Source organism: Phycicoccus sp. Soil803, from assembly GCF_001429685.1.
GTDB lineage: Bacteria > Actinomycetota > Actinomycetes > Actinomycetales > Dermatophilaceae > Pedococcus.
Genome location: NZ_LMST01000001.1, coordinates 3,057,918 through 3,082,239 on the forward strand (window position 1 = coordinate 3,057,918; position 24,322 = coordinate 3,082,239).

At 71.4% G+C, this 24,322-nt stretch carries 27 protein-coding genes; 6 read left to right on the forward strand and 21 right to left on the reverse strand.

Annotated elements, in window-relative coordinates; translation table 11 throughout:
• The 4 genes from rlmN to pyrH form a co-directional block, all read right to left on the reverse strand.
• Entirely contained in the window at positions 1-1,260 is a 1,260-nt protein-coding gene (rlmN, locus tag ASG95_RS14090) for a 23S rRNA (adenine(2503)-C(2))-methyltransferase RlmN (protein ID WP_056922568.1), read from the reverse strand.
• Between the two features lie 60 nt (positions 1,261-1,320).
• A complete protein-coding gene (locus ASG95_RS14095) occupies positions 1,321-2,259 on the reverse strand; it encodes a phosphatidate cytidylyltransferase (protein ID WP_082592633.1) in 939 nt (312 codons plus the stop codon).
• Positions 2,260-2,282: 23 nt separating this feature from the next.
• Positions 2,283-2,840 carry a ribosome recycling factor gene (gene frr, locus ASG95_RS14100; RefSeq protein ID WP_056922567.1) on the reverse strand — a complete coding sequence of 186 codons (558 nt, stop codon included), beginning with the start codon at positions 2,838-2,840 and terminating at the stop codon, positions 2,283-2,285.
• 86 nt (positions 2,841-2,926) lie between these two features.
• Entirely contained in the window at positions 2,927-3,679 is a 753-nt protein-coding gene (gene pyrH / locus ASG95_RS14105) for a UMP kinase (RefSeq protein WP_056922566.1), read from the reverse strand.
• Between the two features lie 145 nt (positions 3,680-3,824).
• On the opposite strand from pyrH, the gene ASG95_RS14110 reads away from it, so the two are divergent.
• The gene (locus ASG95_RS14110; RefSeq protein WP_056922565.1) at positions 3,825-5,786 is read left to right on the forward strand and encodes a M13 family metallopeptidase; all 1,962 of its coding nucleotides are present in this window, start codon (positions 3,825-3,827) and stop codon (positions 5,784-5,786) included.
• Positions 5,787-5,816: 30 nt separating this feature from the next.
• On the opposite strand, the gene ASG95_RS21410 is transcribed toward ASG95_RS14110, so the two are convergent.
• Positions 5,817-6,005, reverse strand: coding sequence for a heme biosynthesis protein HemY (locus tag ASG95_RS21410; RefSeq protein WP_157582095.1), 189 nt, complete (start codon positions 6,003-6,005; stop codon positions 5,817-5,819).
• A gap of 104 nt (positions 6,006-6,109) precedes the next feature.
• On the opposite strand from ASG95_RS21410, the gene ASG95_RS14115 reads away from it, so the two are divergent.
• Positions 6,110-6,583 carry an iron chaperone gene (locus tag ASG95_RS14115; protein ID WP_056922564.1) on the forward strand — a complete coding sequence of 158 codons (474 nt, stop codon included), beginning with the start codon at positions 6,110-6,112 and terminating at the stop codon, positions 6,581-6,583.
• Positions 6,584-6,673: 90 nt separating this feature from the next.
• On the opposite strand, the gene tsf is transcribed toward ASG95_RS14115, so the two are convergent.
• Complete coding sequence (gene tsf / locus ASG95_RS14120; protein WP_056922563.1) at positions 6,674-7,504, reverse strand: translation elongation factor Ts; 831 nt, start codon at positions 7,502-7,504, stop codon at positions 6,674-6,676.
• A gap of 99 nt (positions 7,505-7,603) precedes the next feature.
• Positions 7,604-8,611 carry a 30S ribosomal protein S2 gene (rpsB, locus tag ASG95_RS14125; RefSeq protein WP_056922562.1) on the reverse strand — a complete coding sequence of 336 codons (1,008 nt, stop codon included), beginning with the start codon at positions 8,609-8,611 and terminating at the stop codon, positions 7,604-7,606.
• Positions 8,612-8,868: 257 nt separating this feature from the next.
• Here rpsB and ASG95_RS14130 point away from each other — a divergent pair, with 257 nt between their 5' ends.
• From ASG95_RS14130 to ASG95_RS14140, 3 genes are all read left to right on the forward strand, one after another.
• Entirely contained in the window at positions 8,869-10,116 is a 1,248-nt protein-coding gene (locus tag ASG95_RS14130) for an MFS transporter (RefSeq protein ID WP_056922561.1), read from the forward strand.
• Positions 10,117-10,156: 40 nt separating this feature from the next.
• Entirely contained in the window at positions 10,157-11,314 is a 1,158-nt protein-coding gene (locus ASG95_RS14135) for a pyridoxal phosphate-dependent aminotransferase (protein WP_056922560.1), read from the forward strand.
• A gap of 127 nt (positions 11,315-11,441) precedes the next feature.
• Entirely contained in the window at positions 11,442-12,104 is a 663-nt protein-coding gene (locus tag ASG95_RS14140; RefSeq protein WP_082592634.1) for a murein hydrolase activator EnvC, read from the forward strand.
• Here the strand turns inward: ASG95_RS14140 and ASG95_RS14145 are convergent.
• The 14 genes from ASG95_RS14145 to ASG95_RS14210 form a co-directional block, all read right to left on the reverse strand.
• Entirely contained in the window at positions 12,086-12,907 is an 822-nt protein-coding gene (locus ASG95_RS14145; RefSeq protein ID WP_235543891.1) for a DUF3152 domain-containing protein, read from the reverse strand. The genes ASG95_RS14140 and ASG95_RS14145 overlap by 19 nt on opposite strands.
• 137 nt (positions 12,908-13,044) lie before the next feature.
• The gene (locus tag ASG95_RS14150; RefSeq protein ID WP_057377881.1) at positions 13,045-13,959 is read right to left on the reverse strand and encodes a tyrosine recombinase XerC; all 915 of its coding nucleotides are present in this window, start codon (positions 13,957-13,959) and stop codon (positions 13,045-13,047) included.
• A 63-nt stretch (positions 13,960-14,022) separates the two neighbouring features.
• A complete protein-coding gene (locus ASG95_RS14155) occupies positions 14,023-14,529 on the reverse strand; it encodes a hypothetical protein (protein ID WP_056922557.1) in 507 nt (168 codons plus the stop codon).
• A gap of 11 nt (positions 14,530-14,540) precedes the next feature.
• Positions 14,541-15,221 (reverse strand): hypothetical protein, encoded by a 681-nt coding sequence (locus ASG95_RS14160; protein ID WP_056922556.1) that lies wholly within the window; start codon positions 15,219-15,221, stop codon positions 14,541-14,543.
• 72 nt (positions 15,222-15,293) lie between these two features.
• On the reverse strand, positions 15,294-16,397 hold the full coding sequence (gene dprA / locus ASG95_RS14165) for a DNA-processing protein DprA (protein ID WP_057377882.1): 1,104 nt from the start codon (positions 16,395-16,397) through the stop codon (positions 15,294-15,296).
• Positions 16,394-17,929, reverse strand: coding sequence for a YifB family Mg chelatase-like AAA ATPase (locus ASG95_RS14170; protein ID WP_057377883.1), 1,536 nt, complete (start codon positions 17,927-17,929; stop codon positions 16,394-16,396). The genes dprA and ASG95_RS14170 overlap by 4 nt, the downstream gene beginning before the upstream one ends.
• Positions 17,926-18,297, reverse strand: a complete 372-nt coding sequence (locus ASG95_RS14175) for a YraN family protein (RefSeq protein WP_056922554.1) — start codon at positions 18,295-18,297, stop codon at positions 17,926-17,928. Before ASG95_RS14175 ends, ASG95_RS14170 begins: the two co-directional genes overlap by 4 nt.
• Before the next feature lie 163 nt (positions 18,298-18,460).
• Positions 18,461-18,778, reverse strand: coding sequence for a DUF2469 domain-containing protein (locus tag ASG95_RS14180; protein ID WP_056922553.1), 318 nt, complete (start codon positions 18,776-18,778; stop codon positions 18,461-18,463).
• Positions 18,775-19,506 (reverse strand): ribonuclease HII, encoded by a 732-nt coding sequence (locus ASG95_RS14185; protein WP_056922552.1) that lies wholly within the window; start codon positions 19,504-19,506, stop codon positions 18,775-18,777. The genes ASG95_RS14180 and ASG95_RS14185 overlap by 4 nt, the downstream gene beginning before the upstream one ends.
• 3 nt (positions 19,507-19,509) lie before the next feature.
• On the reverse strand, positions 19,510-20,583 hold the full coding sequence (lepB, locus tag ASG95_RS14190; RefSeq protein WP_235543893.1) for a signal peptidase I: 1,074 nt from the start codon (positions 20,581-20,583) through the stop codon (positions 19,510-19,512).
• Positions 20,580-21,320, reverse strand: coding sequence for a signal peptidase I (gene lepB / locus ASG95_RS14195; RefSeq protein WP_082592637.1), 741 nt, complete (start codon positions 21,318-21,320; stop codon positions 20,580-20,582). The genes lepB (ASG95_RS14190) and lepB (ASG95_RS14195) overlap by 4 nt, the downstream gene beginning before the upstream one ends.
• 71 nt (positions 21,321-21,391) lie before the next feature.
• Entirely contained in the window at positions 21,392-21,751 is a 360-nt protein-coding gene (rplS, locus tag ASG95_RS14200) for a 50S ribosomal protein L19 (protein ID WP_056922551.1), read from the reverse strand.
• Between the two features lie 259 nt (positions 21,752-22,010).
• Positions 22,011-22,235, reverse strand: a complete 225-nt coding sequence (locus ASG95_RS14205) for a hypothetical protein (RefSeq protein WP_056922550.1) — start codon at positions 22,233-22,235, stop codon at positions 22,011-22,013.
• Between the two features lie 49 nt (positions 22,236-22,284).
• Positions 22,285-23,355, reverse strand: coding sequence for a LacI family DNA-binding transcriptional regulator (locus tag ASG95_RS14210; RefSeq protein ID WP_057377884.1), 1,071 nt, complete (start codon positions 23,353-23,355; stop codon positions 22,285-22,287).
• 166 nt (positions 23,356-23,521) lie between these two features.
• Here ASG95_RS14210 and ASG95_RS14215 point away from each other — a divergent pair, with 166 nt between their 5' ends.
• Positions 23,522-24,280: an ABC transporter permease gene (locus ASG95_RS14215; RefSeq protein ID WP_057377885.1), complete on the forward strand. Its 759-nt coding sequence runs from the start codon at positions 23,522-23,524 to the stop codon at positions 24,278-24,280.
• The last annotated feature ends 42 nt before the right edge of the window (positions 24,281-24,322 follow it).

Sequence of the window (24,322 nt, forward strand, 5' to 3'; positions counted from 1 at the left end):
TCACGCTGTGGAGGCAGCGAGTTGGCCGCAGGCCCCATCGATGTCCTGGCCCCGCGTGTCCCGGATCGTCGTGGGGATGCCGTGGGCGCGCAGGCGCTCGACGAACTGCTGCTCGACGCCCGGCCGGGACGCGGTCCACTTCGACCCGGGGGTGGGGTTGAGCGGGATCGGGTTGACGTGCACCCAGCCACGGCCGCGCGCGTTGAGCTTCTTCCCGAGCAGGTCAGCGCGCCAGGCGTGGTCGTTGATGTCCCTGATGAGCGCGTACTCGATGCTCACCCGGCGACCCGTGACCTCGTAGTAGCGGTGGGCGGCGTCGAGGGCCTCGTCGACGCTCCAGCGGGTGTTGATCGGGACGAGCTCGTTGCGCAGCTCGTCGTCGGGGGCGTGCAGCGACAGCGCCAGCGTGACCGGGATGCCCTCTGCCGCCAGCTTGTCGATCGCCGGGACGAGCCCCACGGTCGACATGGTGATGCCACGCGCGGACATGCCGAGCCCGTCGGGCGCGGGATCGGTCAGCCGGCGGATGGCACCGATCGCCGCCTTGTAGTTGGCCAGCGCCTCGCCCATGCCCATGAAGACGACGTTCGAGATGCGGGTGGGACCGGTCGGCCCGGTGTCACCCTCGCTGCCGCCCTCGGTGTCGTCCTCCTCGCCGAGCTCGGCCACGTGGTCGTCCTGTGCCGCCGGGCCGGTGGCCGCGCCGCGAGCCGCGCCGCCGATCGCGAGGTCACCGCTGCGCAGGAGCCTGGCTCCGCTGACGACCTGCTCGACGATCTCGGCGGCACTCATGTTGCGGGTCAGTCCGGCCTGACCCGTGGCGCAGAACGGGCAGTTCATGCCGCAGCCCGCCTGGCTGGAGATGCAGATCGTGACCCGCTTGGGGTAGCGCATCAGGACCGACTCGACGATGGCTCCGTCGTGCAGCTTCCAGGCCGACTTGATCGTCATGCCGTCGTCCGCGGTGCGCTGCACGAGCGGGGTGAGCAGCGTCGGGAGCAGGTCGGCGACGAGGTCGTCGCGGATCGCCTTGGGCAGGTCGGTCATCTCCTCCGGCGACTCGACCAGCCGCTCGAAGTAGTGGGTCGACAGCTGCTTGGCCCGGAACCCCTTGTGCCCCAACGCCTCGACCGCCTCCTTGCGCTCCGCCGGAGAGAGATCGGCGAGGTGGCGCGGCGGCTTGCCCCGACGCGGGGCGGAGAAGGTCAGCTGTCCCGGCTGGGGACGCTCGCTGGTGGGCGCAGGGAGGTCGGTGGTCATGGTGCACCCAGTCTCTCAGGTGTCGGCCGTGACCTCACACCCGCTCGACGTGCGGTGACCTCAGCCCGGGGGGACGACCCAGGCCAGCAGGGCCCAGGCGACGGGAGCCACGACGACCAGGGAGTCGAGCCGGTCCATCACCCCGCCGTGGCCGGGGAGGATCGTGCTCATGTCCTTGATGCCGAGATCGCGCTTGACGGTCGACTCGGTGAGGTCGCCGACCGTGGCAGCGATCGCCGCGCAGGCCCCGAGCACGGCACCGCCCCACCAGGGCCCGTCGAGGAGCAGCACGACCGCGATCGCGCCGCCCACGACACAGGTGAGCACCGACCCGGCGAAACCCTCCCAGGACTTCTTGGGGCTCACCGAGGGAGCCATCGGGTGCCGGCCCAGCAGCACGCCGAACGCGTAGCCACCCACGTCGCTGAGCACCGTGACCAGGATGAACACCACGATCCGTCGGGCCCCGTCGTCGGCAGCCAGCATGAGGGCGGCGAACCCGGCCAGGAACGACGGGTAGACCGCGACGAAGAAGCCACCCGCGATGTCGCGCACCGCGTCGAGCACCCCGTCGGCGATCCGCCACAGCAGGATGCCGACGCAGGTCAGCCCGACCGTGATGATCAGGGCCTCTCCCCCACCCACGTAGGCGGACACCAGCATGCTCACGCTGCCGACCAGGCTCGGCACCAGCGGGACGTGGATCGAGACCTGGGCGAGCGCACGCCGCAGCTCCCAGACGCCGACGACGATGGCCACGATGACGATGCCGAGCATCAGCTCCTTGCGCAGGATCAGCGAGCCGATGATGAGGACGCCCAGGCCCACACCCACCCCGATGGCGGCGGGCAGGTTGCGGCCCGCCTTCGACGGCCGCTGGGCCGGGGCCGTTGCGGCACCACGACGCGTGGGCGGCCCGGCGGGCGTGCCGGAGCCCCCGGCATCGGGGACCGGGTGGGCGGCCTCGCGCCGTGAGCTACGGGAGTATGGCGTGTTCATTCCTTCGTGGTGGGGCGAGCGGCTCAGACCTCGAGCAGCTCGGCCTCCTTGCCCTTCAACAGCTCGTCGACGCTGTCGACGTACTTCTTCGTCGTCGCGTCCAGCTCCTTCTCGCCGCGGGTGCCGTCGTCCTCGCCGACCTCGCCGTCCTTGACGAGCTTGTCGAGCTCGTCCTTGGCCTTGCGGCGGATGTTGCGGATCGACACCTTGGCGTCCTCGCCCTTGTGCCGGGCGAGCTTGATGTAGTCCTTGCGCCGCTCCTCGGTGAGCTGGGGCAGGACGCAGCGGATCATGTTGCCGTCGTTGCTGGGGTTCACGCCCAGGTCGGAGTCGCGCAGGGTCTTCTCGATCTCCGCCATCGCCGACTTGTCGAACGGCGTGATCAGGATGGTGCGGGCCTCAGGGGTCTGGAACGACGCCAGCTGCTGCAGCGGCGTCGGGGCGCCGTAGTAGTCGACCATGAGCTTGTTGAACATGCCCGGCGTCGCGCGACCCGTGCGGATGCCCGCGAAGTCCTCCTTGGCGACCTCGACGGCCTTCTCCATCTTCTCTTCGGCCTCGAGGAGAGTCTCTTCAATCATGTCCCGCTCCTTCTCGGGCGCTCCCCGGAGGGGCTGCGCCGGTCGTGGTGTGGTCAGTCTGGTGGGTGGGTCGGCGTGCCGCCGACTCAGCCGGGGGTGACCAGCGTCCCGATCCTCTCACCGCGCAGCGCCCGGACGACGTTGCCCTCGCCCTCCATGCCGAAGACGACCATGGGCAGCTTGTTCTCCATGCAGAGGCTGAAGGCCGCGGCGTCGACGACGCGCAGACCCTGCTGGAGGGCCTCGGCGTAGCTGATCTCGTCGAGCTTCTTGGCGTCGGGGTTGGTGCGCGGGTCGGAGTCGTAGACCCCGTCGACACCGTTCTTGCTCATCAGCACCGCGTCGCACTTGATCTCCAGCGCGCGCTGCGCCGACACCGTGTCGGTCGAGAAGAACGGCATCCCGGCGCCGGCGCCGAAGATGACCACGCGGCCCTTCTCGAGGTGGCGGATCGCGCGGCGCGGGATGTACGGCTCGGCGACCTGACCCATCGTGATCGCGGTCTGGACCCGGGTCTCGATGCCCTCCTTCTCGAGGAAGTCCTGGAGCGCGAGGCAGTTCATCACCGTGCCCAGCATGCCCATGTAGTCGGCGCGGGTGCGGTCCATGCCCTGCTGCTGCAGCTCGGCGCCCCGGAAGAAGTTGCCGCCACCGATCACGACGGCCACCTGGATGCCCTCGTTGACAGACTGCGCGATCTGCTGGGCGATCCCCCGCACGACCTCGGGAGCCAGTCCGACCCGACCACCGCCGAAGACCTCGCCGGAGAGCTTGAGCAGCACCCGCCGGCGGGGGGTGGTGGATCCGGCTGGGGCGGTCTGCTCGGGGGCAGAAGTCACGACAGATCCTCCTGGAGGTGTGGGGCGGTCACCGAATCCTTCCACACTCCCGCGGGACACACGCCGCCGGTTGCACGCCTGTCCGTGCTGCGTGGCAGGGTGTCCCCATCGCAAGGTCATCGACGCAGTGAAGGAAGACACGCGCATGAGGTCAGGCATCCTCCCCGGTCACCGTGACGACTCCGTCCGCCCCCAGGACGACCTGTTCGGGCACGCCAACGGCACCTGGGTCCGCGACACCGAGATCCCGTCCGACCGGGGTCGCTACGGCACCTTCGACATGCTGCGGGAGCAGTCCGACGAGCGGGTCCGCACCATCATCGAGCGTGCTGCGGCCGAGACGGACGCACCCCCCGGCTCGCCGACCCGCAAGGTGGGCGACCTCTACCGGTCGTTCATGGACGAGGCCAGGGCCGACGAGCTGGGCCTCGCGCCGATCGCGGACGACCTCGCCGCAGTCGAGCAGATCGGCAGCCTCGACGACCTGTCCCGGGTCCTCGGGCGTCTCCAGCGCGAGGGGGGCCCCGGCCTCTTCGACTTCGGGGTCGCGCCGGATGCCAAGAACCCCGAGGAGTACGTCCTCTACCTCGGCCAGGGTGGGCTCGGCCTTCCCGACGAGTCCTACTACCGCGAGGAGCGGCACGCGGCCATCCTCGCCGCATACCTCCCGCACGTGGCCCGCATGCTCGACTTCGCGGGCATCGGCGGCGGGTCCACGGACGAGGGCTCACCCGCGGCGCGAGTGGTCGCCCTCGAGACCCGGCTGGCCGGCCACCACTGGGACAACGTCGCGACCCGCGACGCGGTCAAGAGCTACAACCCCTTCGGGTATGCCGCGCTGCAGGGTCTGGCTCCGACCCTCGGGTGGGACACCTTCGTCGACTCCCTCGGCGCCCGTGACGCCTTCGCGCAGGTCGTCGTGGGCCAGCCCTCCTACCTCGAGGGGCTGTCGACCCTCCTCGACGACACGAGCCTCGACGACCTCAAGCACTGGCTCGCCTTCCACGTCGTCCGCTCCGCCGCTCCGCTGCTGTCCAAGGAGCTCGTGGACGCCGAGTTCGACTTCACCGGCCGGGTCATCTCGGGCCTCCCCGAGAACCGCGAGCGCTGGAAGCGCGGGGTCTCGCTCGTCGAGGGCTCGATCGGCGAGGCGGTCGGCCAGCTCTACGCCGCCGAGTACTTCCCGCCGGAGGCCAAGCAGCGGATGCTCGACCTGGTCGCGAACCTCGTCGAGGCGTTCCGGCGCTCCTTCGAGGGCCTCGACTGGATGGGCCCGCAGACCCGGGAGCAGGCCCTGGCCAAGCTGGCCTCGTTCACCCCGAAGGTCGGCTACCCCGACCGTTGGCGCGACTACTCCTCGCTGACCATCGACGACGACCTCGTGGGCAACGTCCGTCGCGCCAACGAGTTCGAGCTGCGCCGCCAGCTCGCCAAGCTCGGCGGTCCGATCGACCGCGACGAGTGGCTGATGCTGCCGCAGACGGTCAACGCCTACTACCACCCGCTGATGAACGAGATCGTCTTTCCCGCGGGGATCCTGCAGCCGCCGTTCTTCGACCTGGACGCCGACGACGCAGTGAACTACGGCGGCATCGGCGCGGTCATCGGTCACGAGATCGGCCACGGCTTCGACGACCAGGGGTCGCGCTACGACTCCACCGGCGCGCTGCGCGACTGGTGGACCGAGGAGGACCGAGCCCGGTTCGACGAGCGCACCCAGGCCCTCATCGCCCAGTTCAGCACGCTCTCGCCCATCGCGGCCCCCGACGAGAAGGTCAACGGCGCGCTCACCGTCGGCGAGAACATCGGCGACCTCGGTGGCCTGGCCATCGGCTACTCCGCCTACCGGATCGCCACCGAGGGCCAGGACGTGCCCGACCTCGACGGCTACACCGGACCCCAGCGGTTCTTCCTCGGGTGGGCCCAGGTCTGGTCCGGCAAGGCAAGGACCGAGGAGGCCAAGCGGCTGCTCGCGATCGACCCGCACTCCCCCACCGAGGTCCGGGCCAACGCGGTGCGCAACTGCGACGAGTTCCACGACGCCTTCGGGGTCACCGAGGGTGACGGCATGTGGCTCGCCCCCCAGGAACGGGTGCGCATCTTCTGACCCGACGCGCCCCGGCGCGCCCGCGGAGGGTCAGAAACCCGCGTTGCGGAGCATGAACTCGGTGTCGGTGTCGCGCCCCCCGCGGGGGTCGGGACCCGGGTCCACGTCGTGCGTCGTGGTCATGTCCTCGGGTGCGATCCGCTCGGGCAGGTGGGTGAAGTCGGGCTGCACCCTGGTCTGCTCGGGTGCCGGTGGCGTCTGCTTCGCTCGTCTCCCCATGAAGCGAGTATGCGGTACAAGTGATCAGTTTTCGAGAAGCGCCGGAGGTCCCCGGACTCCCAGAATGGTCAGGACAGACCACGACGACCCGGGAGGGACCCATCATGCCGACCACGGCGACCAGTAACACCAGAAAGACTGCGACAGCCACGAAGGCCACCACCACCAGGACCGCGGGGAGCAAGAGCGGGTTCACCGCCGACGAGCGCGCCGCGATGAAGGAGCGGGCCAAGGAGGCCAAGAGCGCCAGTGGCGAGCAGGACCTCCTCGACAAGATCGCCGAGATGCCCCCGGAGGACCGCGAGCTGGCCGAGCGCCTGCACGAGATCATCACCAAGGCGGCTCCGCAGCTCGAGCCCTCGACGTGGTACGGCATGCCCGCGTACAAGCGCGACGGCAAAGCGGTGGCGTTCTTCAAGCCCGCCAGCAAGTTCAAGGCGCGGTACGCGACGTTCGAGTTCAACGACAGCGCGAAGCTGGACGACGGCGACATGTGGCCGATCGGCTATGCACTCAGGAAGCTGACTCCCGCCCTCGAGAAGCAGATCGCCACCTTGGTCAAGAAGGCGGCGAGCTAGCCGCGAGGGCAGGCCCGCGGCATACCCCACACACGACGAGGCCCCTCACCAACCGGTGAGGGGCCTCGTCGTGTGGTGCGTGGAGCGCGGTCAGCCGCCTACCCGGAAGCGGACGAAGGAGGTGACCTTCGTGCCGGCCTCGGCCAGGACCTTCTCGACCGTCTTCTTGGCGTCCTTGGCGAAGGCCTGCTCGAGCAGGACGTTCTCCTTGAAGAACCCGTTGACGCGACCCTCGACGATCTTGGGGAGGGCGGCCTCGGGCTTGCCCTCCTCCTTCGCGGTGGCCTCGGCGACGCGACGCTCGTTCTCGACCGTCTCGGCGTCGACCTCGTCACGGGTCAGCACGGTCGGGCTGAACGCGGCGATGTGCATCGCGACGTCCTTCGCGACCTGCTCGTCGCTGCCCTCTGCGCCGACGAGCACGCCGATCTGCGCAGGCAGGTCGGGGCTGGTCTTGTGCAGGTAGGACACGACGACCGGGGCCTCGACACGGGCCACGTGCTTGACCTCGATCTTCTCGCCGATGGTCGCGTTGGCGCCGTCGAGCAGCTCCTGGACGGTGGAGCCGTCCTCGAGCGAGCTCTTGAGCAGCGCGTCGGCGTCGGCCGCACCCGAGGCCACGGCCTGGGCCAGGACCTGGGCGGCCAGGGCGATGAACTTCTCGCCCTTGGCGACGAAGTCGGTCTCGCACAGGACCTCGACGAGGGTGCCCACGCCGTCACCGGCCTGGGCGGTGACCAGTCCGTTGGACGTGGTGCGGCCCTCGCGCTTGGTGACGCCCTTGAGGCCCTTCACACGAAGGATCTCGGTGGCCTTGGCACGGTCGCCGTCGGCCTCGTCGAGCGCCTTCTTGACGTCGAGCATGCCCGCGCCGGTGGACTCGCGCAGGGCCTTGATGTCAGCGGCGGTGTAGTTCGCCATGGGTGATTCTCAGCTCTTCTCTCACGGTTGGGCCGGACCGGCCCCGGCCAGACGTGGTCGCGTCTGGCCGGAGCCGTCCGACTGGAGGGCAGGTGCGGCTCAGGCCTTGGCGTCGGCGTCGGCCGGCGTCTCGGCAGCAGCCTCGGGAACAGCGGTCTCCTCGACGGCAGGGGCCGGGGTGGCCTCCGCGGCGGGGGCCTCTGCGGCCTCGACCGGAGCAGCCTCGACGGGAGCCTCGACCGCAGCGGCCTCGGCCGGGGCGGCCTCGGTCGCGTCGGCAGCGGCGGTCTCGCCGGCCTCCGGTGCTGCGGACTCCGCGGCCTGGGCAGCGTCGCCACCGAGCAGCTCGCGCTCCCACTCGGCCAGGGGCTCGTCGCCTGCGACGACACCCTCGGCCGGCTCGCCGGACTTGCCGGAGCTGCGGGCGATGAGGCCCTCGGCGACGGCGTCGGCGATCACGCGGGTGAGCAGGGTGACGGAGCGGATCGCGTCGTCGTTGCCCGGGATCTTGTAGTCGACCTCGTCGGGGTCGCAGTTGGTGTCGAGGATCGCGATGACCGGCAGGCCGAGCTTGCGCGCCTCGTCGACGGCGAGGTGCTCCTTCTTGGTGTCGACGATCCACACGGCCGAGGGGACCTTGGCCATGTTGCGGATGCCGCCGAGGGTCTTCTCGAGCTTGTCCTTCTCCCGCTTGAAGATCAGGAGTTCCTTCTTGGTGTAGCCCGAGCCCGCGACGTTGTCGTAGTCGAGCTCCTCGAGCTCCTTGAGGCGCGTGAGCCGCTTGGAGATCGTGTTGAAGTTGGTGAGCATGCCACCGAGCCAGCGGTGGTTGACGTAGGGCATCCCGACGCGCGTCGCCTGCTCGGCGATGGGCTCCTGGGCCTGCTTCTTCGTGCCGACGAAGAGGATCGACCCACCGTGGGCGACCGTCTCCTTGACGAACTCGAAGGCGTTGTTGATGTAGGTCAGCGACTGCTGCAGGTCGATGATGTAGATGCCATTGCGCTCGGTCATGATGAAGCGCTTCATCTTGGGGTTCCAGCGACGGGTCTGGTGCCCGAAGTGGACGCCGCTCTCGAGGAGCTGGCGCATGGTAACGACGGCCATGCCGTGTCTCCTTGTGTCGTTGTCAGTTGCGTCGGTGTGCCGCGTAGGTGCGACCACCTGCCTGGCGCCTGCAACGCACCCCACCGGCATACTCTCCGGACTGCTGTGGTGCGCCCCCGTTTCGTCGGCGAGCCGAGTCAGCGGGTGGAAGACGCGCGAAATAGGTCTGCGCGTGCGAGCACACGTGGACCGCCGACCATCGTACGTGCTCACGGTGGTGATCGAGAAATCGCGGACCCGGGTAGGCTCGCCCGTTTGTGAGCAGGGTTCTGGACGTCGTCGCGCCGCCACGGCTGGGGCGCAGCTTCCGGTGGCTGCTCGCGTCGTCGTGGGTCAGCAACATCGGTGACGGGATCGCCCTGGCGGCCGGTCCCCTCCTGGTGGCCTCGCAGACGCGCAACGCCGTGCTGGTGGCCCTGGCCGCCGTGCTCCAACGGCTCCCCTGGCTGCTCTTCGGGCTGTGGGCCGGGGCGGTGGCCGACCGGCTCGACCGGCGCCGGGTCGTCATCGTGGCCGACCTCCTGCGGGCGGCCGTCGTCGCCGTCCTGTGCGTGACCATCGTGACCGGGCAGATCTCGATCGGGCTGGTGCTGGCGACGATGTTCGTCTACGGCGTGGCCGAGGTGTTCGCCGACACGACCACCGGGACGCTGCTGCCGATGCTCGTGGACAGGGCCGACCTCGGCATCGGGAACGCCCGCCTCCAGGCCGGCTTCCTCACGGCCAACCAGCTCGTCGGTCCCCCGCTGGGGGCCTTCCTCTTCGCGGCGGGGATGGTCTGGCCGTTCGTCGTGCAGGTGGCGTGCGTGGCCCTCGGTGTCGTCCTGGTGGCCCGCATCGCCACGCCCCGCGGCGGGGTCCGCGGTGTCCCCGAGACGCACGTCCGCCGCGACATCGCCGACGGACTGCGCTGGATCCGCGGCCACGCCCCGGTCCGCACGCTGGCGCTGGTGATCTTCGCGTTCAACATCACCTGGGGGGCCGCCTGGTCGGTCCTCGTCCTCTACTCCCTCGACCGGCTGCACCTGGGCGAGGTCGGGTTCGGCCTGCTCACCACCGCCGCCGCTGCGGGTGGGCTGGTCAGCACCAGCGCCTACGGCTGGCTGGAGCGCAAGATCCCCCTCGCCACCCTGATGCGGGGCTGCCTGCTGCTCGAGGTGCTCACCCACCTCGCCCTCGCACTGACCACGGTGGGCTGGCTGGCGATCGCCATCATGGTCGTCTTCGGGGGCTACGCCTTCGTCTGGGGCACCGTCTCCCAAGCCGTCCGCCAACGCGCGGTGCCGCAGGAGTTCCAGGGACGGGTCGGGAGCGTCTACGTCGTCGGCCTGTTCCTCGGGCTCGTCGTCGGCCAGGGGCTGGGTGGGGTCGTCGCGGAGCAGTGGGGCCTCGCCGCTCCCTTCTGGTTCGCGTTCGTGGGGTCCGGCATCACCCTGGTCCTGATCTGGCGCCAGCTCGGGCACATCGCGCACGCCGACGAGGCCCACTCGGACGAGCGCGGCTAGGTCCGCCGCGGACCCGGCCGCGCGGCATACGCTCGGGCGCATGGCTCGACCACCCGGCAAACCCGCACTGGCCCCGTTCGGCACCACGATCTTCGCCGAGATGACGGCGCTGGCCACCGAGCACGACGCCGTGAACCTGGGGCAGGGCTTTCCCGACACCGACGGCCCCCGCGAGATGCTCGAGGCCGCCAAGGCCGCGATCGACGGCGGACGCAACCAGTACCCACCCGGCCCCGGGGTGCCGGAGCTGCTCGCTGCCGTGGCCGCGCACCAGTCCCGGTTCTACGGGCTGGACGTCGACCCGCGCTCGGAGGTGCTGGTCACGGTCGGCGCCACCGAGGCCATCGCGGCCACCATCCTCGCGCTGTGCGAGCCCGGCGACGAGGTGGTTACCTTCGAGCCCTATTACGACTCGTATGCCGCGTCGATCGCCCTCGCGGGCGCAGTGCGGAGCACCTCGGTGCTGCGCTTCCCGGACTTCGCGGTCGACGAGGAGTCGCTGCGCGCGGCGTTCTCCCCACACACGCGGATGGTCCTGCTCAACACCCCGCACAACCCCACGGGCAAGGTGTTCAGCCGCTCGGAGATCGACCTGATCTGTTCCCTCGCAAGGGAGTTCGACGCCTGGGTCGTCACCGACGAGGTCTACGAACACCTGATCTTCGGTGGCGCGACGCACGTCCCCGTCGCCACCCTGTCGGGGATGTGGGAACGCACGCTGACGATCTCGTCCGCGGGGAAGACGTTCTCCGCGACCGGCTGGAAGGTCGGCTGGGTGAGCGGCCCGGCGGCCGCCGTCGCGGCGGTGCGGGCCGTGAAGCAGTTCCTCACCTTCGTCGGCTCCGGCCCGTTCCAGCCCGCCGTCGCCGTCGCCCTCGGTCTCGACGACGAGGTGTATGCCGGCCTGTCCAGCTCGTTGGAGGCCAAGCGCGACCTGCTCGTGGCGGGCCTGCGGTCAGCCGGGCTCGAGGTGTCGGTTCCGGCCGGCACGTACTTCGTCGTCGCCGACGCCGCACCGCTCGGGGCCGTCGACGCCCTGGCCTTCTGCCGAGAGCTGCCCGCGCGAGCCGGGGTCGTCGGGGTGCCGGTGTCGGTGTTCCACGACGACGCGGACGCCGCCCGGACCTTGGTGCGGTTCGCGTTCTGCAAGCGCGACGAGGTGCTGCACGAGGCCGTGAGCCGGCTCAGCCGACTCTGACTCGAGGAGCCGGGATCCGCCCGCGTCGGACCCCGTTGCGTCCACAGGCGACCAGGGAGGTCATGGCCGTCCACAGGGCGGCGAGCGCTCCGTCGCGGGACGAGGGCGGACCCAGCAGGGTGGCGGGATGCGCAGCGCACTGCTCCTCCCGGTCTCGACTGTCGTGGCGGCCTCGATCGGGCTGTCGCTCCCTGCGCCGCCCGGACTGAGGTGGCCCGCACAGCCCGGCGCCGGCCAGCCGGCGGGAGCGTCCGTCGCTCCGGGCTCCCCCTCGGCCGGAGCACACCGGGTCCCGGCCGAAACGCACCAAGCGCAGACCGGGTCCGCCGCCGTGGCGGTGCCGCGCTCTCCCCCGTCGCTCCGGGGCCGATGGGGGTGGCCGCTGGCGCCGAGGCCGACCGTCGTGCGGCCGTTCGTGCCGCCGGTGTCGGCGTACGGCGCCGGCCACCGTGGCATCGACCTGGCCGGGTCGACGGGACAGGAGGTGCTGGCGGTCGAGGCGGGCGCCGTCGCCCACGTGGGCCGGATCGCCGGTCGCGGGACGGTGACGGTCCTGCATCCGTCCGGCGTGCGTTCGACCTACGAGCCGGTCGACGCGTCGGTCACCGTCGGTGAGGTGGTTGCGCGAGGGTCACCCCTGGGCGAGCTGGAGGCCATCGGCTCCCACTGCCGGCCGGCCTGTCTGCACCTCGGCGCCGTCCGCGGCCGGGCCTACCTCGACCCGCTGGTGTTCCTCACGGGCGGGCGTCGGGTGCGACTGCTTCCGCTGGCTCAGGCCCCCGACGGGTAGGGCCACGCCTTGCAGCCACCGAGGTCGAGGGTCTGCTGCACCATCACGGGGGCGCGCTTGCCCGTGCCGGGGCAGGTGCGGTGCTGGTGGCCGAGGCCGTGACCGACCTCGTGGTTCACCTGGTAGATCCGGTAGCGCGCGACGTCGGAGCCGTAGCTGTCGTCGCCCAGGGCCCAGCGGCGGTAGTTGAGCACCGAGCGTTCGCCGTTCCAGCAGGAGACCTGGGAGAGCGTCCGCATCGGCGCGCAGAGCTTGTCGGTCAGGCCGGGGCTCGCGAGCGTGACCCGCACGTCGACGTGGGCGCCGTTGGCCGCCTGGGCGGGGGTCACGTTGACGAAGCGGACGCCGTCGACCTTCTGCCAGCCCCGGGGATCCAGCAGGACGGACTCGACGGTGGCGCCGACCTCGGCCGGGTCGACACCGAGGCCGCCCTCGATCTCGACCGTGTACTTGACGGTGCGGCCGGTGTCCGCGACAGCGGCCTGCGGCACGGCGACCACGGTGATCTTGCCGTTGCCGTTCTGCGGGACCTTGGTGGTGCCGGCCTTCGCGGTCTCGGTGCTGGGCGAGCCGTCCTCGTTGTCGGGGTTCTGGGTCGTGCTCGATGCCGAGGTCGTTGCCTTCCCGGACGAGCCCGCGGCCTCGATCAGCGTCGTGTCGTCCCCGCTCGTGAGCCGCACGGTGACGACGGCGACGAGGACCAGGATGACGGCTCCCGTGATGGTGCGGCGCAGGCGCACCTGACGGCTGGGCCGACGTCGGTGCCGGCGGGCCCTGCGGGTTGCCGGCAGATCCTCACGCACGCGCTGCACAGCTCCTCTCGGGTCGCGGACCCCGGGGGTCGGATGAACGTCTTCGGCGCCCATCTTCCCCCCTTCGGGCGGCCCCCGCCGGCACGGCACGCCCGACGACGATCCCGAACCCGGCGTCACCGCGGTGCTCACGCACGCGGGTGGGCCTGTCGGTAGGAGGCCTTGAGCCGGTCCACGGAGACGTGCGTGTAGATCTGCGTCGTCGCGAGTGAGGCATGGCCCAGGAGCTCCTGCACCAGGCGCAGGTCCGCCCCGCCCTCGAGGAGGTGGGTGGCAGCACTGTGCCGCAGGCCGTGCGGCCCGAGGTCCGGGGCGTCAGGCAGGTGTGAGAGCAGCTCGTGGACAGCGGCCCGGATCTGCCGGGGGTCGGCTCGTCGTCCACGTCGGCCCAGCAGCAGGGCCGGGCCGCTGCCCGCGACGACCACCTGGGGGCGACCCAGGGCCAGCCAGGCCTCGACGGCCTCGCGGGCCGGCGCACCGAAGGGCACCGTGCGTTCCTTGCCGCCCTTGCCCATCACCCGCACCACGCCTCCCGCGAGGTCGAGGTCGTCGACGTCGAGGGCGGTCAGCTCACCGACCCGGATCCCACTGGCGTACAACAGCTCGACGGCGGCGCGGTCGCGCAGGTGCATCGGGTCCTGGTCGTCGCTGGCCACCGCCGCGAGGTCCATCAGCGCCGTGGCGTCGCCCTGGCGCAGCACCTCCGGGAGGTGACCCGCGCGCTTGGGAGCAGCCAGACGCAGTGACGGGTCCTGGGCGATCCGCCCGGTCCTGGTCGCCCACCCGAGGAAGGTGCGGGCGGCAGCGGAACGCCGGGCGATGGTCGACCGAGCCGCCCCCGACTCAGCCTGCGCCGCGAGCCACGCCCTCAGCTCGCGCAGCCCCACGTCGGCCAGGTCGGTCATGCCGCACTCGTCCTGGAGGAAGCGCAGGAGTCCGCGGAGGTCGCCGAGGTAGGCCCGAGTCGTGTGCTCCGAGCGGCCGCGCTCGCTGCGCAGGTGGCGCTCGAAGGCCGCCAACGTCTGCAGCAGGGACTCACTCACGCCGTCACCGTCGCAAACGCACGAGCGGCACACAAGCCGCCACCCCGCACGCCACGGGTCGCATCAGAAGGGGTGGCGCACGTCTCCGTCGTACGTCTTGACGACGGCGTCCTCCAGACGCCGGAGCCGCTCCTCGTACTGGGCGATCACCTGCATGCGGACGCGGACCTGTTCGTGCTCGCGCCGCACCGCCTCGACCAGGCTGCGTGCCTCGGCTCGCTCGGCGTCGTCGCCCACGAACTCGGCACTGCGCAGGCCCTCCTCGATCTTGCCGAGGCGCTCTTCGACGATGCCGATCTGGATGGCCAGCCCACCGTGCTCCACCTCGCGGTGGGCCGACGCGTGCTCGACGGGGTGCAGGCGCTTGCCCAGGGCCGCGACCGACGACTTGAGCTCGGCGATCTGGGTGGCCTGCCGGTCGAGCTGGGCCCGCTGCTTGTCCACCTTCGCGGCGAGGTTGTTGGGGTCCGCGACGCTGCGGCGCCACCGCCCGAAGGCACGCCGGGCTCGTCGGTAGGCGCCGGGCGTCGGGGTTCCTGCGCCGTCGGGCCGCGCATCTGTTCCGGACATGTTCTCCTCTTTCACGGCAGCATCCGCATGGTGCCGTCGTCGATCCATGAGCGGAGCAGTCGTGCCTCCAGGCCCAGCTGGTGGGCGGGGATGACGGGGCTGCCTCCGCCGCTCTGGTAGCGCCACGAGTCCCGCTGCACCCCGTCGAGGAACGAGAAGCCGGTCGCGAACATCTCGGCCTCGGGAAACATCTCGTGCGCCAGGAAGCACGAGATGGTCCCGGAAGTGGGGATCAGCTGGTTGGGCACGTGGTCGGGGTCGAGCTGGTCGAGCAGCCGGGTGATGACCGGGGCGTTGGGGACCGGCATGGTGCCGAGGTCCGAGGGCCAGAAGGTCGGCTGCGGATGGAGGATGTAGCGCAGCCCGTAGCCGGCCTGCGGGATCAGGTAGGCGCGCTGCCGGTAGTCCTGGAACATCCACGGCGTCACCGGCGCGTACCGCGACACCACCAGGACGTGGCACTTGGTGCCGACACACGGCGGGGTGCCCGGGTCGTCCAGGGCCATCGAGTTCATCCGGAAGACCAAGTCGCTGCTGTCGATCTGCGCCACCCGCTCGGGGTTGGGGCCCAGCGGCGCGTTGCCGACCACGGTCACCTTCCGGACCGGCCGGTTCTCGGCGTACGAGGCGAGGTAGTCGCGCACCAGGTCCCACTGGGCCTGTTGGGAGGAGGCGACCTCGGCTGCGAGCACGGCGTCATTGTGCCAGCCGTCCGCTCCCGCGCAGAGGTCTTGGACGCACGGGCGCGCCGAGCCTCCGCAGGTTCACCGTCCTAGCGGTCTGCGCCAGCCGTCCCCTTGCCGCTGGGCGAGGCCGGCAAGGTCCAGGGCACCGAGGGCACCCCGGACCTCGGTGCTGCTGAGCCCACTCAGGCGGGCCAGCTCCTCGGTCGTCGCGGGCTTGCGAGCCGGCAGCGCCGCGAGGACGACCCGGTGGTTCGGCTCGAGGTCGTCGCCGGGCAGCGCCTCCCCCTCCTTGCGCGGGGCCAGCTCACCGATCGGCCCGACCGCCTCCGCGACCTCCCCCGCATCGGTGACCAGCGTCGCGCCCCCACGGACCAGCTCGTGGCATCCCGCCGACACCGCCGACGACACCGGCCCCGGCACGGCACAGACGACCCTGAGGTGCTCGTCCGCGTGCCGGGCGGTGTTGCGCGAACCGCTGCGCAGCCCTGCCTCGACCACCACGGTGCCCTGGGTCAACGTCGCGATCACCCGGTTACGGCTCAGGAACCGCCACTTGGTCGGGGCCGAGCCGGGCGGCACCTCGCTGACCACCAGGCCGTCCTCCTGCACCCGCTGCAGCAGCCCGGCATGCCCCGCTGGGTAAGCCCGGTCGACGCCACAGGCGAGCACGGCGATGGTCACCCCGTCGACCGCCAGCGCGCCCTCGTGCGCCGCACCGTCGATGCCGTAGGCGGCGCCCGACACCACGGCGAAGTCCCGCTCCGCCAACCCGGCGCCGAGCTCCTTCGCCACGTGGACGCCGTAGCCGGTGGCCGCGCGAGCCCCCACCACGGCGACGCTCCGGGTCGCCACCTCACCCAGGCTCGCGTGGCCGAGCACCCAGAGGCAGATCGGTGGAGCCGCCAGGTCGTGCAGGCCCAGCGGCCACTCCTCGTCGCCCGGCACCACGAGCCGGGCGCCCAACCGCCGGGCGATGGCCAGGTCACGGTCGACATCGAGCTCCGCCGCGCGCTCGGCCATCCGGGCACCCAGGATCGTGTCGGCAGCCACTGCGTGCAGCGCCTCCTCCGCTCCCACTGCGGCGATCTGGGCGGCGACGGTTTCATCGCCCGGCTCGACGAGTCTGGCCCAGGCCACCCGCGCGGCACGGTCACCGCGCACCGGTGCGATCCCCGACGTCATGCCGCCACCGGGCCCTGGTTGCGCAGGGTCAGGGCAGTGCCCACGTCGTCGCGGGTGGGGGTCAGGCGACCGCCGAGGTCAGCGACGGTCCACGCCACCCGCATCACCCGGTCATACCCACGCAACGTCAGCTGGGCCCGGTCGAGGGACCGGTCGATGTCGGTGGTGACCGAGGGAGACAGACGCCACCGGCCGCGCCGCAGCGTCGAACCGGGCACCTCGCTGTTCAGTCGCCACGGCGTGCCGGCCCATCGCTCGGCCTGGGCCTTCCGCGCGGCAAGGACCCGCTCGGCGACGGTCGCACTGCTCTCTCCCGCGTGGCCCGCGAGCGAGGAACGCGTGATGGCGGGCACCTGCACCTGGAGGTCGACCCGGTCGAGCAGCGGCCCCGAGATCCGACCGAGGTAGCCGCGCTTGGCCAAGGGAGTGCACGAGCAGCCAACCCCCTTGCCGAAGCCGAGACCGCAGGGGCACGGGTTCGCGGCCATCACCAGCTGGAACCGGGCCGGGAACTGCACACTCGCCTTGGCCCGGGAGACGACCACCCGACCGGACTCCAGCGGCTGCCGCAGCGACTGCAGGGCCGCCGCCTTGAACTCAGGCACCTCGTCGAGGAAGAGCACGCCGTGGTGCGCCAGCGTGATCGCGCCGGGACGCACGGCCGAGCTCCCGCCCCCGATGATGGCCGCCTGCGTGGCGCTGTGGTGTGGTGCCACGAACGGCGGCAGCCCTTCGAGGGACAGCTCGGCAGCAGTCACCCCGAGGAGTGACTTCACGGCGAGGACGTCGATCGACTGCTCTCGACTCAGGCGCGGGAGGATCGACACCAGACGCTCGGCCAGCATCGTCTTGCCGGAGCCGGGTGGTCCGAGCAGGAACAGGTGGTGTCCACCGGCAGCCGCCAGCTCGAGCGCCGTCCGGGCTTCCTCCTGGCCGACGACGTCGGCGAGGTCGGGCGTGACCTTCGCAACCGACAGTCGTGGTGCCCGCTCCGGGGCGCTGACCCCCAAGGTCTCGACCCCGGCTGCATGCGCCGCGATCAGATCAGCCAGGTGGGCCACGGGATGCACCCGGATGTCGGGCACGATGCGCGCCTCGGCAGCGTTGTCGACCGGGACCGCCACGTCTCGGCACCCGGCCCGGGCGGCGCACAGGACCGCCGGGAGGACACCGCGCACCGAGCGGATCGACCCGTCGAGCCCGAGCTCCCCCAGGTGCACCACGTCACCCACCCGCTCGGGCGGGACCAGGCCGAGGGCCGTCGCCACGGCGATGGCGATGGGAAGGTCGAATCCACTGCCGTTCTTGGGGATCGACGCGGGCGACAGGTTGACCGTGATCCGGCTCTGCGCCAGGGAGTGCCCGATGCTGGCCGCCGCCGCCTTGACCCGGTTGGGCGACTGCGCGCACGCGGTGTCGGGCAGCCCGCCCAGCATGAAGGCGGGCAGGCCCCCGGACAGGTGCGCCTCGACCTCCACGACGGACCCGGCCAGCCCCTCCAGCGTGACCGATCGGGTGCGGCCGAACGTCATCCCTCCACCCCCTGCAGGTGTCGGACCACAGCGCGCCCCTCGGCCGGTCGCAGGATGCCGATCACGTCGATCCTGATGTGCGCGGGATGTTCCCCGTTCTCCTGCAGCCAGGCCGCCGCGAGCCGGCGCAGCCGCGCCACCTTGCGCGCGGTGACTGCCTCCACCGGCGAACCGAAGCGCTCGGTGCGGCGGGTCTTGACCTCGCAGAAGACGAGGCAGTCGCCGTCCCTGGCCACGAGGTCGAGCTCGCCGCGAGCGCAGCGCCAGTTGCGGTCGACGACGGCCAGCCCGCGGTCGGTCAGGTACCGCTCGGCCAGCCGCTCGCCATACTCCCCCAACGCCCTGCGCGGATCCGCCCTGTCTGCCATGCGCCCAACCCAAGCCCGCGTGGGCGGAGACCGACATGGGCGGGGACCGCCCCTGTGGACAGGCTCGGCAAAGCCGCCCTACCGGGGACAGCCGACCCGGATACGGCCGCGGATCCGGCAGCTGGCAGCGCCAGAACCGCACCACCGTGCCTCGACAGCACAGCTAGAAGCCTTGCCCCTTGGGCAGCTCGAGGTCGGCCTTCGCGAGCTCCTCGACGTTGACGTCCTTGAACGTCACGACGCGGACCTGCTTGGCGAACCGCGCAGGTCGGTAGATGTCCCAGACCCAGGCGTCCTGCATGGTGACGTCGAAGTAGACCTCACCGCCGTCGGAGCGCACCTTCACGTCGACGGAGTTGCACAGGTAGAACCGGCGTTCGGTCTCGACCACGTGCGAGAACAGGCCCACCACGTCGCGGTACTCGCGGTAGAGCTGGAGCTCCATCTCCGACTCGTACTTCTCGAGGTCCTCAGAACTCATCGCGTGCTCATCTCCGGTTGCTCACCCTGCCGAACGCTCTCATCATCCATCGTCACTCCCGGCAGCCGCCACGACCGTCGGTGCAGGTCCGTCGCCCCGAACGCCTCGAGTGCCGCGAGGTGCTCCGGCGCGGCATACCCCTTGTTCTCCTCCCACCCGTAGGCCGGGTGCTCCGGCGCCACGTCGACCATCATCCCGTCCCGCTCCACCTTCGCGAGCACCGACGCGGCGGCGACGGACGAGCACTTGAGGTCGGCCTTGATCATGGTCGTGACCGGCGGGGTGACGGGAGCGTCGTGGGACGTGAAGGCGAACAGCCCCACCTCGTCGGGAGCGGTGAGCCAGTCGTGGTTGCCGTCGAGGATGACCAGGTCGGGGACCACGTCGACCGCGGCCAGGGCCCGGCAGCCGGCCAGCCGCAGGGCGGCGATGATGCCGATCTCGTCGATCTCCCGGGGCGAGGCGTGCCCGACCGCGTAGGCCAGGGCCCAGCGCCGGATCCGCGGGACCATGGCCACCCGCGCGGCCGGGGTCAGCAGCTTGGAGTCCTTGACCCCGGTGGGCGCGCTGCGGCACGTCTCGTCGATGAGCACCACGCCGACCGTCACCGGTCCGGCGAGCGCACCGCGACCCACCTCGTCCATGCCGGCGAGGACGCGGTGACCGTCACGCTGGAGCTGGCGCTCCACCCTGAGGTTCGGCTTGCGACTGCGCACGGGCTGGGCCATCGCTCAGCCCGACCCGGTCGGTGTGTCGGTGCCGCCCACCTCGCCGCCGCCGGGACCGTCACCCTCGTCGCCAGTGGTGCCGGTGCCCTGGGAGTCGGTGGTGGCGGTGGCGGGCGAGGGAGCCGGGACCTTCGCGAAGGTCGTGGTGGGGTTGGACAGCCAGGTCAGGTGGTCGAGCGGCCAGACGAGGGCCACGGCACGGCCGACGATGAGCCGCTCGTCGACGGAACCCTGGCTGCCGTTGTTCTCCGGCCCGTCGTGGACGCGCGAGTCGGCCGAGTTCGAGCGGTGGTCACCCATGACCCACACCCGTCCGCTCGGCACGGTGATGTCGAAGTCCTGCTCGCTCGCGGCGTCGCCCGGCTTGAGGTAGGGCTCCTTGATCGCCGTGCCGTTGATGGTGATCCGGCCGCCCTCGTCGCAGCAGACGACGTGGTCACCGGGCAGCCCGATGACCCGCTTGATGAGGTGGTTCTCGGCGTTGTCGGGCAGCAGGCCCACGAACGTGAGCGTCTCGGTGACCACGGTCGCGACCGGGCCCTGCTGGGCCTTCGGGGCCTCGTCGAGCCACTGGCCCGGGTCGGCGAACACGATGATGTCGCCGCGCTTGAGGTCGACCGGGCCGGGCGTCAGCTTGCTGACGATGACGCGGTCGTTGAGGACGAGCGTGTCCTCCATCGACCCCGACGGGATGTAGAACGCCTGGAGCAGCCAGGTCTTGACGATGAAGGAGAGCACGAGGGCCATCCCCACGACGATGGCGAACTCCTTGATGGCCGCGCCGAGCACCGCGAGCCCTCCGACCGACTCCTCGTGGTCGCCGCCTCGGCGCTCCGAGCGCTGGTCGCCGGCCACCCCCTGCTCGCCCTCCTTGGGCAGCGGCTGCGTCGCCGAGGACCGGTGCGCCGGGGTGGAGTCCTCGGCCTGGGCCGCGACCGTCGGCGCGACGCCGGGGTCGGGCAGGTCGTTGCGCAGCCAGGCCGAGTCGTGCGAGTCGGCCTCGGCGGGGGTCGGGTCGGGCTGGTCGGCCTCGTACCTCAGCCAGCCGCTGTCACCCTCGCGCGGGGTGCCGCTCACGGCTCACCCACGCGGGGCAGGTCGGCCAGTGCGTCCGGGCGCTCGAAGCGGCCGAGCCGCGAGAGGGGCCAGTAGGTGGCGCTGGCCCGGCCGATGACGTCGGACAGCCGCACCGTGCCGCCACCCGGGTCACCCAGGTGCGAGCGCGAGTCGGCGCTGTCGCTGCGGTGGTCGCCCATCACCCAGAGCCGGCCGGCGGGGACGGTGACGTCGAACTCCAGCTCGCTCGGCTTGTCGCCGGGCATGACGTAGGTCTCGTCGATGACCTTGCCGTTGACCGTCAGGCTGCCTCGGTCACAGCAGACCACGTGGTCGCCCGGCAGGCCGATGACCCGCTTGACGAAGTCCTGCTCGCCGAGGTGGACGCCCACCAACGACGCCGCGTCGCCCAGGACCCTGCCGATCGCGCCGTCGTCCTGGTGCGGGGTGAGGTCGGCCGCGGCGAAGGTCGTGGTGCCGTCGAAGACGACGACGTCGCCGCGGCGGACCGAGTCGCCGTCGGCCAGCTTGTTGACCAGGATCCGGTCGCCCGGCTCGATGGTCGGCTCCATGGAGCCCGACGGCACGTAGAACGACTGCACGAGGAAACCCCGGACCAGCAGCATCACCAGCAGGGCGACGCCGCCGAGCAGCAGCCACGACGGGCCGCCTCGGGGGCGTTCGGACTCGGCCGCCGCGTCAGTCTCGACTGGTGCGGCGGCCGGGTCCTGCTGGGGTGCTTCCGGTCCGGGGTTCATCGCTCCGGAGCCTAACCCTCAGGGCTGTGGCGACGAGCGCCGGGACGCGCTGAGGGGGAGATGATTCCGCCTTACTTGGCGGGGGTCGTCTCGCGCTTCTCCTTGATCTTGGCGGCCTTGCCGCGCAGGTCGCGCAGGTAGTAGAGCTTCGCGCGACGGACGTCACCGCGGGTGACGACCTCGATGTGGTCGATCACCGGGGTGTGCAGGGGGAAGGTGCGCTCGACGCCGACGCCGAAGGAGACCTTGCGGACCGTGAAGGTCTCGCCCAGGCCACCGCCGTGGCGACGGATCACGACGCCCTTGAAGACCTGGACACGCGAGCGCGTGCCCTCGATGACCTTGACGTGGACGTTGACGGTGTCACCGGCGCGGAAGGCCGGGATGTCGTCGCGGAGGGACGCCTTGTCGATCTCGTCGAAACGCTGCATGGCAGATTCGCTTTCTTCTCGGCGCCACAGGTCGCCCAGGGTGTTGGGTGGTGCTGCTGATGATGGTGCGCCGTGTGCGTGGACCGACCACGTGGCCGGAGATGCTGTCCGGACACTCCCCCTGTGGCAGGGGCCGCTGGTTCACGCGGGCGCGAGGAGCCATTCTGCCACGCACAGGGGTCGCGACAGAAATCGTCGCGACCCTTGGACGACCGGGTATGCCGTGTGGCCGGGCCACCCGGCACACCCGCCTCGGGCGTCAGGCGCCGGCGTGCGCCGGACGGCAGGCCGGGTCGAGCCGGTCGGCCAGGCGGCGCTGACCCGCTGCGGCGGTGCGCAGCGTGCTCGCCAACGAACGACGCACGGGCCGGCGAGCCGGACTGGCGCTGAAGCCGTCGTCGACGACGGGGGCGTCCGGGCGGGCCGACCGGGCCAGGGCGGCGCCTGCGTTGCTGTTGATGGTGAGGGCGATGTAGTCGCTCATGTCCTTCTCCCTTCAGGGTGCGGTAGCGCTGTGGACGCTGACGGATCTGTCAGCGCGTCGGTGACGTCGTGGCGGGTCCGGTGCTGGACCGCACGACGAGCTCGGTGGGGAGCACGATGCGGCGCTCGGTGTAGTCGGGGTCGAGGAGCATCCGGCCGGCGATCCGCCCGCGCTCGGCGATCGGTTGGCGCACGGTCGTCAGGCCGGCATCGGCCGCTGCCGGGATGTCGTCGAAGCCGGAGAGCGACATGTCGCGCCCCGGCGTCAGGCCGCGCTGGCGCATGGCGTCGAGGACCCCGAGGGCCAGCACGTCGCTGACCGTGATGATCGCGGTGGGTCGGTCCTGTCGGTCGAGCAGGTGAGCCCCGGCGGAGCGACCGGCCTCGACCGAGTTGTGGCCGGGGGGTGCGACCGTCTGCACGCTGACGTCGGGGCCGAGTCCCTCGCGGAAGCCGTCGTAGCGGTCCCAGGAGAACGACATGGACCGGTGCTGCACGTCGTCGACCTCGACCACGGCGGACGAGTCGACCTTGCTGTCGACGACGATGCCGACGCTGCGGTGGCCGAGCCTGCGGATGTGCTCGCCGACCTGCCGGGCGGCGCCGCGCTCGTCGATGAGGACGAGCCCGTCCATCCGGGGGTCCTTGTCGTCCGTGGCCACCATCCGCAGGCCACGGTCGACCGCGATCTCGCGGGCCGGGTGGTCGATGTCGAGGCAGTAGGCGAGCAGCCCGTCGACGACGGCGGCTCGCATGGCCTCGGCGCTGGCCTCGACCTCCTCGGGACGCTCGGGGTCGAACGGGCGCAGCGGGATGAGCAGCAACCCGGTCTGGAACTCCTCGGCGACCTCGGCGAGCCCGGCCAGCATGCCGACCGAGTAGGGGTCCGAGAACGCGTAGCTGAGCCGCTCGGTGAAGACCAGCCCGATCGCCCGTGCCCGCTGGGACCGCAGGCTGCGCGCGGCCGGGTTGGGGCCGGCATACCCGAGCGTCTTGGCGGTCTCGAGCACGCGCTGGCGCACCTCGGCGGAGAGCTGGTCGGGCTTGTTGTAGGCGTTCGAGACGGTGGACACGGAGACACCGGCGGCCTCGGCGACGGACCTGAGGGTGACGTTTCCCATGGCTCCCGGCCTCCTTCGACGCTCTGAACTGGCTTCTGGATCGTTGTACTAAATCGTTCAAGTAGAACGATACAGAAGACATTCCCGCTCTCGCGGGCTTTTTTCGCGGGGCGCCCGCTGCACCCGCCTGCGTCCTCGCCGCGGCGCCGCGGCATACCGTGATGCTGTGAGCATCGACCCCGGCTGGCCTGTCGGCCTCGCACTGGCCCTGCTGCTGGCGGTCGCGCTGGCCGCGCACCGTTTCGCCGGCTACGGCCTCGAGCGCCCGGTCCTCGTCGCCGCGGTGCGGGCGATCGCCCAGCTCGGGCTCGCCGCGGTGCTCATCGCCGCCGTGGTCGACAGCCTGCCGTGGTCGGTGGCGCTGGTCTGCGTGATGTTCGCGATGGGGGTGCTCACCACGTCACGCCGGGTCGAGGCGCCGAGGGCCTGGTCCTGGGCAGCGCTGGCGATGGCTTCGGGCGTGCTCCCCGTGCTGGCGATCGTGCTGGCCACCGGCACGATCCCCGCGACGGGGATCGCGGTCATCCCGGTGGCCGGCATCATCGTCGGCAACGCGATGACCGCACACACCCTCGTCGGCCGTCGCGCCTTCGCCGCGCTGCGCGAGGAGCACAGCCAGTACGAAGCCAGCCTGTCGGTGGGCCTGCTCCCCCGCCAGGCCATCCGCGAGATCGTCCACCGCCGCGCCCCCGAAGCCCTGCTCCCCGGGCTCGACCAGGTGAAGACGACCGGGGTGGTCACGCTGCCCGGCGCGTTCATCGGGGTCATGCTCGGCGGCGGCACCCCGGCGCAGGCCGCGACGGCCCAGGTGCTGGTGCTCTTCGGGATCATGGCCGCGCAGACCGTCACCGTCCTCGTGGCCGAGCACCTGCTCGCCGGACGCCGGCTGCTCCCCGACGACCTGGCCACGAGCCTCGTCGACTGACGCACCGACCCGCCCGGGGTGACCCGCGGCGGCATACTCGCC